The 12703-nt window shown below is 64.6% G+C and carries 9 protein-coding genes; 7 read left to right on the top strand and 2 right to left on the bottom strand.

Annotated features, from left to right (window positions below; all coding sequences use genetic code 11):
- Nucleotides 1-43: 43 nt before the first annotated feature.
- Nucleotides 44-1315: a serine hydrolase domain-containing protein gene (locus tag QXZ94_RS01755; RefSeq protein ID WP_315718962.1), complete on the bottom strand. Its 1272-nt coding sequence runs from the start codon at nucleotides 1313-1315 to the stop codon at nucleotides 44-46.
- A gap of 105 nt (nucleotides 1316-1420) precedes the next feature.
- A complete protein-coding gene (locus QXZ94_RS01750; RefSeq protein WP_315718961.1) occupies nucleotides 1421-2641 on the bottom strand; it encodes an ABC transporter substrate-binding protein in 1221 nt (406 codons plus the stop codon).
- Nucleotides 2642-2912: 271 nt separating this feature from the next.
- Here QXZ94_RS01750 and QXZ94_RS01745 point away from each other — a divergent pair, with 271 nt between their 5' ends.
- The 7 genes from QXZ94_RS01745 to QXZ94_RS01715 all read left to right on the top strand — a co-directional run bounded on the left by QXZ94_RS01745 (nucleotide 2913) and on the right by QXZ94_RS01715 (nucleotide 12694).
- On the top strand, nucleotides 2913-3605 hold the full coding sequence (locus tag QXZ94_RS01745; protein WP_315718960.1) for a TetR/AcrR family transcriptional regulator: 693 nt from the start codon (nucleotides 2913-2915) through the stop codon (nucleotides 3603-3605).
- Nucleotides 3606-3665: 60 nt separating this feature from the next.
- A complete protein-coding gene (locus tag QXZ94_RS01740) occupies nucleotides 3666-5711 on the top strand; it encodes an acetoacetate--CoA ligase (RefSeq protein WP_315718959.1) in 2046 nt (681 codons plus the stop codon).
- Between the two features lie 367 nt (nucleotides 5712-6078).
- The gene (locus QXZ94_RS01735) at nucleotides 6079-7578 is read left to right on the top strand and encodes a BTAD domain-containing putative transcriptional regulator (protein ID WP_315718958.1); all 1500 of its coding nucleotides are present in this window, start codon (nucleotides 6079-6081) and stop codon (nucleotides 7576-7578) included.
- Nucleotides 7579-7764: 186 nt separating this feature from the next.
- Nucleotides 7765-9021 carry a cytochrome P450 gene (locus QXZ94_RS01730; protein WP_315718957.1) on the top strand — a complete coding sequence of 419 codons (1257 nt, stop codon included), beginning with the start codon at nucleotides 7765-7767 and terminating at the stop codon, nucleotides 9019-9021.
- 84 nt (nucleotides 9022-9105) lie between these two features.
- The gene (locus QXZ94_RS01725) at nucleotides 9106-10185 is read left to right on the top strand and encodes a PEP/pyruvate-binding domain-containing protein (RefSeq protein ID WP_315718956.1); all 1080 of its coding nucleotides are present in this window, start codon (nucleotides 9106-9108) and stop codon (nucleotides 10183-10185) included.
- Between the two features lie 41 nt (nucleotides 10186-10226).
- Nucleotides 10227-12035, top strand: coding sequence for a PEP-utilizing enzyme (locus tag QXZ94_RS01720; RefSeq protein WP_315718955.1), 1809 nt, complete (start codon nucleotides 10227-10229; stop codon nucleotides 12033-12035).
- A 56-nt stretch (nucleotides 12036-12091) separates the two neighbouring features.
- Nucleotides 12092-12694 (top strand): HD domain-containing protein, encoded by a 603-nt coding sequence (locus QXZ94_RS01715; RefSeq protein WP_315718954.1) that lies wholly within the window; start codon nucleotides 12092-12094, stop codon nucleotides 12692-12694.
- Nucleotides 12695-12703 lie beyond the last annotated feature (9 nt).

Genomic DNA, 12703 nt, shown 5'->3' with positions numbered 1-12703 from the left:
ATCGTGGACAACCTCCTTTCCACCACTCGCATCCGCGGCAAGGTCATATCGTGTGTTCCGCCATATCGGACAGCGCCGCATAGGTTCCACTCTGAAAAATGGGCAGAGCCCGGCGCCCGGCAGCGCCGCGCCCGGTGGCGATCGTGGCCGCTACTCCGGCCGAAACCGGCACCTGATGCTGAATCAGATAGATCATGATCAGATCGTTGACGGGATCGACCTGCCACCACGTGCCGAAGATGCCCGGCCAGGTCATCGATCCCGGCGCGCCGCAGGCATAGGGATTGCCGACCGGCGTCTCGGCAATCGCAACCCCGAGCCCGAACCCGCAGGCCTGCCACAGCGGCATGCCGGCGAATGGGACCTTCCGCTGCGACGGGGTCAGACGGTTGGTCCGCATCAGCTCGACGGTTTCACGCCGCAGCAACCTGACGCCGTTCAGCTTCCCTCCTCCGAGCAGCATGCACGCGAACCGATGATAGTCGGGCGCGGACGAGATCAAGCCGCCACCGCCAGGCGTGTAGGCGGGCGGCGCGTCGTACATCACCGGCTCGATCTTCGCGAGCCGGCTTGTCGCCTCCTCATAGCTGTACAGGCTTGCGAGACGATCGCGCTTGGCATGCGGCAACCAGAAATCGGTATCGACCATGCCGAGCGGGGCGAAGATGCGCTCTCGCAGCACCTCCCGGAACGGCTTGCCTTCGACCCGGCCGATCAGGAAACCGAGCACGTCGGTCGAATGACCATAGTGGAATCGGTCGCCGGGCTGATGCGCCAGCGGCAGCGTACCGAGCGCGGCGAGCCATTGGTCGGGCGTCGACCGGTTCATGGCGGGATCGCCGAGCGCGCGCTCGTAGGCGAGCTTGAGTGGGCCTTCCGAAAAGAACGCGTAGGCAATCCCTGCGCGATGCGTCAGCAGATCCTCGATCGTGATCGCGCGGTCGGCGGGTACGGTGTCGTCGAGCGGGCCGGCGGGATTGCGCAGCACCCTGACATCGGCGAGCTCCGGAATCCAGCGCGAGATCGGGTCCGCCAAGCCGATCCTGCCCTCCTCGACCAGCATCATCGCCGCCACCGAGGTGATCGGCTTGGTCATCGACGCGATCCGGAACAGCGTGTCCGGGCGCATCGGGCTCTTGGTCTCGACATCGCGCCAGCCGATGGTCTCAGCGTGAACGACCTCGCCGCCCCGCGACGTCAGCGACACGATGCCTGCGAGCTCGCCGCGATCGACGAACTCGGCAAGCGCCGGACCGATCGCAGCGAGCGCCGCGGGGTCGAAGCCCCGACGGCGGCGAACGGCTTCACTGGTCATGCACGGCGCTCCGATGGAGAGAGTTCTTTGGGTGGACGCCGGCCCGAGACCGCCGACGTCGGGCCCGCAAGCGGCACCCGGCTGAGGTCGGGGCCAGGCGATGACTTAGTCCGCCTTGAAGTCGTCCGTCAGGATCGGCCCCGAAATGATCCAGCGCTGACCGTCGAACTTCATCATCTGGAATTGCTTGTTGATGCGGTAATCATCGGACGTCGTCGTGATCGACATCCCCGGCAACCCCAGATCCGGCACGAAGCCCTTGATGTTGGTGGCCTGCTTCATGATGTTGGCCCGCGTCAGCTCGTCGCCGCATTGCTTGAGGATCTGGACGAGCAGCGCCGCCGTCGAATAGCCGTAGGTCGCGTAACCACTGTTGGCGTCCTCGCCCGGCGCATATTTCGCCATGAACGCCTTGTAGCGCTTCATGCCATCGTCGTCGGCCCATTGCGGATCCAGCGGATCCTTGCCGTAGGCAACGGAGATGATGTCCTTGGCATTCTCCAGGCCGGCTGGGACCAGCACCTGACCGACACCCGTCGCGTTGACCTCGAGGATGTGCACAGGCTTCCAGCCGAGCTCGGCGGCCTTCCTGATCGATTGCGCTGCGAATTTGGGCGTCGACATATTGTAGAACAGGTCGGCACCCGAGGCCTTGAGCGTCACCAGCTGCGAATCGACGGTCGGGTCGGACACTTCGTAGGACAGCTCCTTGACGATCATGCCGGCCTTGGCGCCGAGCCCATCCTTCAGCCCCTTGACGTAATCTTTGCCCAAATCGTCGTTCTGATAGAGGATGCCGATCTTGGCGTTCGGAAAGTTCTCGAGAATGTATTTCGCGTAGATATGCGCCTCCGACTGGTAGTTCGGGTTGGCGGAGATGGTCCACGGGAAATTCTTGGGATCGGTGAAGCGGGACGCGCCGCTTCCGGCCAGCAGCTGCGGCACGCCCTTGCTGTTGAGATATTTCTGCACCGCGGCATTCGGCGGCGTGCCGATGATCTGGAACGTGGTGAGCACCTCGTCGCTTTCGACCAGCTTGCGCACCTGCTCGACCGTCTTCGGCGGGCTATAGGCGTCGTCATATTGAATCAGGTTGATCTTGCGTCCGTTGACACCGCCCTGCTCGTTGATCATCCGGATATAGGCCGCCTCCGCCCTGCCGATCGCGCCGAAGGTGGACGCCGGTCCGCTCGTGGGATTGGTCTGACCGATCTTGATCTCGGTATCCGTGGCGCCGACGTCGTATTTCTTTTCTGCGAGCGCCGGGGCTGAAAGGGCCACGCCGAGCATCAGCAGGGCAGCCCCCGTCGACTTGAGCCGTGTCATGTGTCCTCCCGTGAGCGGCCGATCGATCGCCAGCCGATTGTTGATGACGTCAGCGCGCGCCGAGGGCGGCAGCTCGGGCTGCCCACCTGCTCGGGGATCACTTCCGTCACGCCTGCAGACCTACAGTCCGGCCGACCTCCGGTCAAGTTCATTCATTTAGCACTAAATGAAATTGTTGGAACGCCGAAGTCCCGCTTGACCGGGCGCGCCCGCCCCCGCATCGTCGAGACAGCAATGGCGTCGCGTGCGCCGATCAGGGATCAGGGAGAGCATGGCCGCACAGCCGAAGCCCGAGGGGCGCCGAACACGGGCGGAACAGCGCGCGACGACGGTGAAGCTCATCCTCGACACCAGCGAGGAGCTGTTCGCGCAGCTCGGCTATTATGGCGTGACGATCAAGGATGTGGCCGACAGGATGGGCATCCATCCCGCGCTGATCCATTACTACTTTGATGGCAAGAGAGCGTTGTTCGATGCCGTGTTCGAACGCCGTATGGAATACGCCGTCACGGTGCGCACGGCCGGGCTGGATGCCTACGAGGCCAAGGTCGGAGATCGTCCGACCGTGGAAGGCGCGCTGCGCGCCTATTACGACGGCGCGTTCGACGTCTACGTCAACGAAGAGGACAACTGGCGACACTTCGGCCGCATCTTCGCGCAGGTCGCCAACGCGCCGGGCTACGGTGTGGAAATGATGGACGCCTATCTCGATCCGATGGTGCTGCGTCTCATCGGCCTGCTCCAGAAGGCGTTGCCCGACGCCGCACCCGAGGATTTGTTCTGGAGCTTCCAGTTCACCTCCGGCGCCTACTCGCTGATCCTGTCACGGACGGGCCGCATCGACCGGCTGTCCGGCGGCCTGTGCAAGTCCGACGATTTCGTGGCGGTCCGCGAGCGGTTCGTGACCTTCATGGCCGGAGGCTTCAACGCGCTCTACAAGAAGCGGAAGCAGAAGGCGAAATGAGCGCCTCTTCATGAGCGCCTCTTGGCGTCTCCGTACGATGCAAACAAGCCGGAATGAATGATGACAGCTCCCTACGTCCCGCAAATGGCTCTCTATCGGCAATGGCTGAGGGACAATCGTGGCCTCCACTTCGAGACCTTCGAGGAGATGCGGCAATGGTCCACCCGCGATCTCGGCGGCTTCTGGCGGAGCATCTGGGACTATTTCGACCTGCAGTCGCCGACCGCGTTTTCCTCCGTGCTGGCCAAGCGCACGATGCCGGGAGCCCTCTGGTTTCCAGGCGCTTCGGTCAACTACGCACGGCAGGTGCTTCGCCATGTCGAAGCGGCCGAGGCCGCGGGCTTGCCCGCGGTCATCAGCAGTGACGAGGATGGGAAGCTCAGGGAAACATCCTGGCCGGAGCTGCGGCGAAAGGCAGCCGCGCTGGCGCTGCATCTGCGCGAGCAAGGCGTCGCGCCCGGCGACAGGGTCGCCGCCTATCTGCCCAATATTCCGGAAGCCATGATCGCGTTTCTCGCGGCGGCCAGCATCGGCGCGATCTGGAGCGTCTGCGCGCCCGACATGGCCGCCCCCGCCGTGGTCGACCGCTTCAAGCAGATCGAACCGAAGGTGCTGATCGCCTGCGATGCCGTCACTTATGCGGGGCGCCGGCACGATCGGCGCGATGTCGTCGAGGAGTTGCGCCGGTCGTTGCCGACGGTCGGCCACGTCATCCTGCACAGTGACGACGGCGGCACGCCGGTTCGCGGGGACGTCCGTCTGGCTCATATCCTGGCAAGAACCGGCCCAGCCATCGACACCTTCGAGCCGGAATGGTTCCCCTTCGATCATCCGCTCTGGATCGTCTATTCGAGCGGCACCACCGGGCTGCCGAAGCCGATCGTGCATGGTCATGGCGGGATCATCATCGTCACGCTGGCCCTGCTCGGGCTGCACAACGACATCGGCTGCTCCTACCAGCCCAATTCGTTCGGCGAGCGCTATCACTGGTACAGCTCGACCGGCTGGATCATGTGGAACAACCAGGTCGGCGCGCTCCTGAACGGCACCACCTGCTGCATCTTCAACGGCAGTCCGGCGGGGCCGAAGGACAAGCCGGACTGGACCACGCTGTGGCGGTTCGTCGCGAACTCCCGCTCAACGTTCTTCGGCGCCGGCGCGGCATTCTTCGCGAGTTGTGTGAAGGCGGATATCGATTTGGCCGATGCGGGCGATCTGTCGCATCTTCGCTGTCTCGGCTCCACCGGCTCGCCGCTGAGCGCGGATACGCAAGCCTGGTTCGACCAGCGGTTCGCCGAGCTCGCAAAGGTCAATGGCAGCCGCGCCCAGGCGCAGATGTGGTGGTCCAACATTTCGGGCGGCACCGACTTCGCCGGCGCCTTCATCTGCGGCAATCGCGAATTACCGCAGGTGCCAGGAACGATGCAGTGCCGCGCGCTCGGCGCGGCCGTCGAGGCGTTCAACGACCAGGGCGAGCCCGTGATCGGCGAGCTCGGAGAGCTCGTCTGCACCGAGCCGATGCCCTCGATGCCGCTCCGGTTCTGGAACGACGCCGGGAATGCGCGCTATCTCTCAAGCTACTTCGACACGTTCAAGACCCGCGACGGCGCGCCGGTCTGGCGGCACGGCGACTGGCTCAAGGTCGATCCGGACGGCTCCTGCATCATCTATGGCCGCAGCGACGCCACCATCAACCGCCACGGCTTGCGCATGGGGACGAGCGAATTGTACTCGGCCATCGAGGCGCTGCCGGAGGTCCTGGATTCGCTGGTGGTCGATCTCGAATATCTCGGCCGCGACAGCTACATGCCGCTGTTCGTGGTGCTGCGCGATGGCGTCGCGCTCGACGCGGAGATGAAGCGGAAGATCAACATGGCGGTCGAAGCCGGCCTGTCGCGACGCTTCGTGCCTGATGAGATCTTTGCAGTGGCCGAGATCCCACGCACGCTGTCCGGCAAGAAGCAGGAGCTCCCGATCAAGAAGCTTCTGCTCGGACAGCCGCTCGACAAGGTCATCAACCGCGACGCGATGGCCAATCCCAGCTGCCTCGACTGGTACATCGCGTTCGCTCGCGCTCGATTGCAGAGCGTTTCAGGCGGGGCGTAGCAATTGAGCGGGTCCCGAGGGGCTCCTCCAGTTCGGGACGGTGTCCCCGGCTCGTTCTAGCGTCAAGCCTTGTGGAAGCGAGTCTCCGGTCGCGTAGCGCAAAGGACTCGTTCGCGTCGCGCCGAGCCCATTTGCGACGACGCGCATGCGATCGAAGGCAGAAGAAACCAGAGCAAAATCAAAGAAGCCGATCGACAGCCTGCCGCCCATCACAGTCTGGTTGCAGGTGCGCTCGAAAACCACAGAGAGAACCACTTGAAGCTCGTGACCAGTACTTGCGAAACAGGGCCTTGCATGTTTCCAACGGCCACTCTTAGACTGGCTCCAGTCTGCCGCCTCCGATAGGGGTTGTTGCGGGTGGGTACCGATGGCTGAGAATAGTTGTGTCAACCTCGCCCATTTTGCGACGCAACAAAGACTGCTTTTCGCGGACTTCTTCAAGCACTACGTCACCGTTGCACGCCCCTCGCGGATCTTCGTGATTGCGGCGGACGCAAAAGCGATCACGATCGCCGAGCGGCTTGCGAGGCGCGTCAGCAAGATCCGATCCGTCGAGGGCAAGAGCTTCGTCGACATGGCGCTGCTTCGGGTCCCGATCTCGTTCCGTGACGTCGCAGCCCAGATCGAGACGTGGGTGTCGCCAACCCGTGATCACGGCCCCGCCGTGCTCGTCGTTGACATGAGCTGGGGCCTCGAGACCAACTCCGCGACCGCCAATTTCGAGGGCTGGCCGGCGCTTGCGGAGGTGCTCACCCGACAGTCTGTGCTCTCGATCGCCTCGCTCTACAACCGCCGGCTGCTGATCGACGAGCAGCTGCTCGTCGCTCTCCGCGGCCATCCGCAGATCCTCACCAGCGCCGGACTGGTCAGCAACCCACATTGGCTCCCGTCGCGGCTGCAGACACGCGGCGCGCTGCGCGAGCAAGTCGATTTCTGGCTTGGCGCGATCGCGCCGGAGCTGCGGATCGGAACGTCGGCGGCCGCGTTGCACGCCGCCGAAGGCGCCGACCCGATGTGGCTGTTGCGCCGATCGGCAGAGGAGCCTGGCGCGGTTCACCTCGACAGCCGCGACCGCTGGAAGATTCGCTGCTTCGGCCGTCTGCGGATCTATCGCAATGACGGCAGCCAGGTGAACTGGGACCCGCCGGGCGGCGCCACCCGCAAGACCAAGACGCTGTTCGCCTATCTGCTGCAGAAGGGCGGCCACGGCGCCAGCACCGACGAGCTCGCCGATCTGCTCTGGCCCAACGCCGACGACATCGAGGCGGCGCGCAACCGCCTGTATCACACCGTGCGCTATCTTCGGCTGGCGCTCGGCCAGTCGGAGGGACGCGACGGCGGCCGCAACTACGTCCGGCGCGAGGGCTCGCGCTACGTGCTGGTGCCGCCGGAGCGCAGCTGGCTCGACATTTCGACCTTCGAGCAGCTGTGCCGGCAGTCGCAGGGACACATCAAGGCCGGCGCCAGCGACGAGGCGCTGATCTGCCTGCAGGCGGCAGATCGTCTCTACACCGGAGACCTGTTCGAGGACATTCCGGTCGAATATGCCGATGATGGCGAGCGCGACTGGTGCTGGAGCAAGCGCTATTGGCTGCGCGACATGTTCTTCAAGGTGCAGCGCGACGCGGCGCGGATCCATCTCGAACGCAGCGACTACTCGGCCGCGCTCGCGCATTGCCAGAAGGCGCTCGCGATCGACCCATTGTGCGAAATGGCGCATGCCGAGGCGATGCAGGTGTTCAAGGCGCAAGGACGACGCGAGGCGATCGACCGCCAATTCAAGCTCTACCTCGACTCGCTCAAGCATTTCGACAACCGGCCGAAGAGCGCCTCGCTTCAGGAGCTGCACCGCAAGCTGACGGCTTGAGCCCCGCACGCACCGACCGGGCCCGGCCTTCGCCAGCCGAGCCATACGGCGCCGCAGCCGCCGCCCGCAAATTGACGATTTATCTCAAATTGTCATAGGGTTATCGACTAAAGAAAACCCAAAGGCCGCCGCTTAGAGTGAGCCCATAACAGAGCCGCCGTCGAGGGCGGCGAATGGGAGGACGACATGCCAGGTTCGGCTGCTCAGCTGGCGCGATGCCCCTATCACGACGCCGCAAAGGACTTCGATCCGTTCGAGATGCGCGATCCGTTCCCGTTCTACGAATGGGCACGCGCCGAGGCGCCGGTCTTCTTCTCTGACGAGCTGAAATACTACGTCGTTGCGCGTCACGCTGACATCAAGGCGGTGTTCGACGACTGGCGTACCTTCTCGTCGGAGAACGCCCAGGCGCCGCTGCGCCCGATGTGCGAGGAAGGCAAGCGCATCATGCGCGAGGGCGGCTTCACCGCCTATTCCGGCCTGTCCGCCCGCGTGCCGCCCGATCACACCCGCATCCGCAAGCTGGTCCAGGGCTGCTTCGGACCGCGTCGATTCAGGGCGATCGAGCCGGAGATCAAGGCCATCGTCAACCAGACGATCGACGCCTTCGCCGGGCGCGGCCATGCCGACTTCTTTCGCGAGTTCGCCTATGACGTGCCGGCCCTGGTGCTGTTCAAGCTGGTCGGCATTCCCAACATGGACGTGCCGCGCGTGAAGTCCTGGGCGGTGAGCCGCGCTCTCCTGACCTGGGGCGATCTCAGCGACGACGAGCAGATCGAGCACGCTCGCAACATGGTGGAATACTGGAACTACTGCCGCGATCTGGTGCGCCAGCGCCACGACGATCCGACCGACGATCTACCGGGCGACCTGGTGCGGCTGCAGAAGGACGGCGCCGAGATCAGCGACGAGGAGATCGCCGGCGTGCTCTACAGCGCGCTGTTCGCCGGCCACGAGACCACGACGACCCTGATGGCCAACGGCATGCGCGAGCTGCTGCAACGGCGTGAGAACTGGGAAGCCATCATCGCCGAGCCGAAGCTCATTGCAAACGCCGTCGAAGAGACGCTGCGCTTCAGCCCGTCTATCGTGGCCTGGCGCCGGCGCGCGCTGAAGGACGCTGAGATCGGCGGCGTGCCGGTGCCGAAGGACTCCAACATCCTGCTGCTGATCGGCTCCGCCAACCGCGACGAAAGCGTGTTCTCGGCGCCGACCCGCTTCGACGTCCGGCGTTCCGACGCGCGGAGCCATCTGGCGTTCGGCTACGGCATCCACACCTGCGTCGGCCAGCAGCTCGCCCGCATCGAGTTCGCCATTGCCCTGGGCGAGCTGACACGTCGTCTTCCGAGCCTGCGATTGGCCACGGACCAGACCATCGACTTCGTTCACAACATCTCGTTTCGCGTGCCGACGGCACTTCGGATCGAATGGGACGTCGCATGATACGGCGCGTCCGTCGCTCGGACGCGTGTCGCAAGCAATAACAAGTCCGGAGCAGATCCGGATCACAAGGTGGGGACCAGACGCATGGGCGCCAAAGCAGCCGCATCCTTCATCGTGCCGTTCGAAGCCGCGCGCGAAGCCGACTTCCCGCGCATCGGCGGCAAATGCGCCAGCCTCGCGCGCATGATCGCGCAAGGGGTGCGCGTGCCCGCGGGCTTTGCGGTCGCGACCGACGCCTATGCCCTGCATCTCCACAGCAACGGGCTCGAGGCGACGATCAGCGAGCGCCTGTCGCGGATCGTGCTCGACGATGTCGACGACGAGGAGAAACTGTCGCACGAGATCCGCGACGCGATCGTCGCCCAGCCGATGCCAGGCGTGGTCGAGCAGGCGATCCGCGAGGCCTATCGCCGGATGTCGCCCGACGGCCAACTGCCGGTCGCGGTGCGCTCCTCGGCGACGGCCGAGGATCTGCCCGATGCCAGCTTCGCCGGCCAGCAGGACACCTATCTCTGGGTGGTCGGCGAGGACGCCGTGGTCGAGAAGGTCAAGGCGTGCTGGGCCAGCCTGTTCAATGCCCGCGCCATCTCCTACCGCGCCGAGAACGGGCTCGGCCAGATCGGCGTGCTGATGTCGGTCGGCGTTCAGAAGATGGTCAATGCCTCCGCGGCCGGCGTGGCGATGACGCTCGATCCGATCAACGGAGACCGCACCAAGATCGTGATCGATTCCGCCTTTGGACTCGGCGAGCCCGTGGTCTCCGGCGAGATCACGCCGGACAATTTCGTGGTCGAGAAGGTGCTGCTGCAGGTGATCAAGCAGCGCATCTCCGAGAAGGATTTCGAGCTGGTCGCCGATCGCGCGGCGCGGCGCACCGTCGAGCGTGTCATCGCACCGGAGCGACGCACCCTGCCCTCTCTGACCAATGCCCAGGTGCTTGCCGTCGCCCGGCTCGCCAAGTCGCTCGAGCGCAGCATGGGCTGCCCGCAGGACGTCGAGTGGGCCATCGACGCCGATCTGCCGGAGGACGAAAATCTGGTCGCGCTGCAGAGTCGGCCCGAGACGGTCTGGAGTCAGAAGAAGAAGCAGACGACGGCGGTCTACGAGACCGGCATTGCCGGCGTGCTGGGGACACTGCTCGCTCCAGTCCAGGCCAAGCGCTGAGCATCACGACAACGCGATAGAGACAACGAGGGGAAACGATCATGACGGCGCACGCGAAATTTCCGAGTCCCTATGACCTGAAGACGCCCGCCGGCGCCGAGGGCTGGGAGAAGCTCTATCCCTATTATCTGCAGTTCCAGAACAGCCTGCGCGACAAGGAGGACGGCAAGTTCTGGTTCTGCGATTCACAGCACTGGCCGAGCCCGTTCAAACCGTTCGATGCCGTCACCGTCGAGTTCGCCGTGAAGTGCCTCGGCCAATACAACACGCGGCACTATCTGATCCCGCCGGCCAACGGCGTCGAATACCGCATCCACAACGGCTATTGCTACATGAGTCCGGTCGCGGTCGCACCCGAGCTGATCGGCGGCCGCGTGCCGCATTTCATGGAGCGCGCCGGCTACTACTTCCAGAATTGGGATCGCCTGCTCGCCAACTGGGACAAGAAGGTCCGCGCCAACATCGCCGACCTCGAGGCGCTCAGCTTCGAGCCGCTACCCGACGCCGTCCCGCTCGACTGGATCACCGGCGGCGTCGGCCTCGACAACACCTATGCGCTGACCGAGACCTATGATCGCGCGATCCAGCTGCTGTACAAGACCTGGCAGTATCATTTCGAGTTCCTGAATCTCGGCTACGCCGCCTATCTCGACTTCTTCAGCTTCATGAAGGGGCAATTCCCGACCATTCCGGACCAGGCCATCGCCAAGATGGTCCAGGGCGTCGAGGTCGACCTGTTCCGCCCCGATGACGAGCTGAAGAAGCTCGCCAAGCTCGCAGTCAAGCTCGGCGTCACCGAGGCGCTGAAGAGTGGCACGGTCGACGAGGCACTCGCCGCTGTTGGTCGTGCGCCGAACGGCGCGGAATGGCTCAAGGCCTGGAAGGAGGCGCAGGACCCCTGGTTCAACTTCACCTCGGGCAACGGCTTCTACTCGACCGACAAATACTGGATCGAGCATCTCGACATTCCGCTCGGCTACATCAGGGACTACGTCGTCCGCGTCCAGCGTGGCGAGGAGATCGACCGGCCGACGCAAGCCATCGCGCGCGAGCGCGACCGCATCACCTCCGAATACGCCGAGATGCTCGATGCCGACGCGCGCGCCGCCTTCGAGGGCAAGCTCGGGCTCGCCCGCACCGTGTTCCCCTATGTCGAGAACCACAATTTCTACATCGAACATTGGTCGATGAGCGTGTTCTGGCGCAAGATGCGCGAGCTCGGCGCGATCTTCCGCGATGCCGGCTTCTGGAAGGACGCCGACGACCTGTTCTATCTCAACCGGCAGGAGGTCCGCGACGCCCTGTTCGACTATGGCAATGGCTGGGCGGTCGGCGCGCCGGCAATCGGCCCGACCTACTGGCCGCCGGAGATCGAGCGGCGCAAGACAATCCTCGCGGCGCTCGCGACGACGCCGCCGCAGCCCGCGCTCAACAATCCGCCCGATGTCATCACCGAGCCGTTCACGATCATGCTCTGGGGCATCACCACGGAAAGCATCGGCCGCTGGCTCGACGGCGCCGCGAACACCACCAAGCTGTCCGGCATGGCGGCCTCGCCCGGCATCGTCGAGGGGCGCGCCCGCGTCGTGCGCTCGGCCGACGAACTCGGTCAGATCCAGCAGGGCGAGATCCTGGTCGCGCCTGTGACTGCGCCGAGCTGGGCGCCGATCTTCGGCAAGATCAACGCGATCGTCACCGACATCGGCGGCATGATGTCTCACGCCGCGATTGTTTGCCGCGAATATGGCCTGCCCGCGGTCACCGGCACGGGGCGCGCCAGCTCCTCGATCAAGAACGGCCAGATGCTGCGCGTCAACGGCTCGACCGGCGAAGTCACCGTTCTCTCCTGACCCCCGAAACACGGAAGGCCGGCGACGCCGGCCTTCCCCGCAAGATTGGCATTGCAATGCTCGACAGGCCCGAAATCGGCAGCCGCTATGATCAGGTGTGGCGCATCAGCGAGCCGTACATGCGCGCTCGCAAGAACGACGTGCACATTCCGTTATCATACGCTTTTGCGCGCAAGCTGCTGGCGCACTATCCGGACGCGGACGAGGACATCGTCTCGCTTGCGATCATCCTGCACGACATCGGCTGGTACTCGATCGACATGACCGACATCATCGAGAAGGGTTTCGGCCCCAACATGATGCAGTCCGACGTACGCTTCCTGCATGAGAGCGAAGGCGTCCGCATGTCGCGCGAGGTGCTGGAGCAGGCCGACTGGCCGGAGCCGGTCATCGTCGCGGTCGCCGAGATCATCGACGGACACGACACGCGTCCCTACCCGCGCTCGCTCAACGACCGGATCGTGCGCGACGCCGACAAGCTGTGGCGCTTCACCACCACCGGCGTCGCGGTCGCCTGCGACTGGTTCAAGATGACGCCGCATCAATATGCCGCCCGCCTGACGACGCAACTCGCTCTGCTCGAAACCGACGTCGGACGACAGATGGCCGAGGAGGCGCTGACCAAGACCCGGGTCGCGCTGATGCTCGACCTGATCTGACCCCGGGGC

Source organism: Bradyrhizobium sp. SZCCHNS2022 (genome assembly GCF_032377575.1).
GTDB lineage: Bacteria > Pseudomonadota > Alphaproteobacteria > Rhizobiales > Xanthobacteraceae > Bradyrhizobium > Bradyrhizobium aeschynomenes.
Note: the sequence above shows the minus strand (reverse complement) of the source record. Positions and strands in the feature narration are given on the sequence as shown.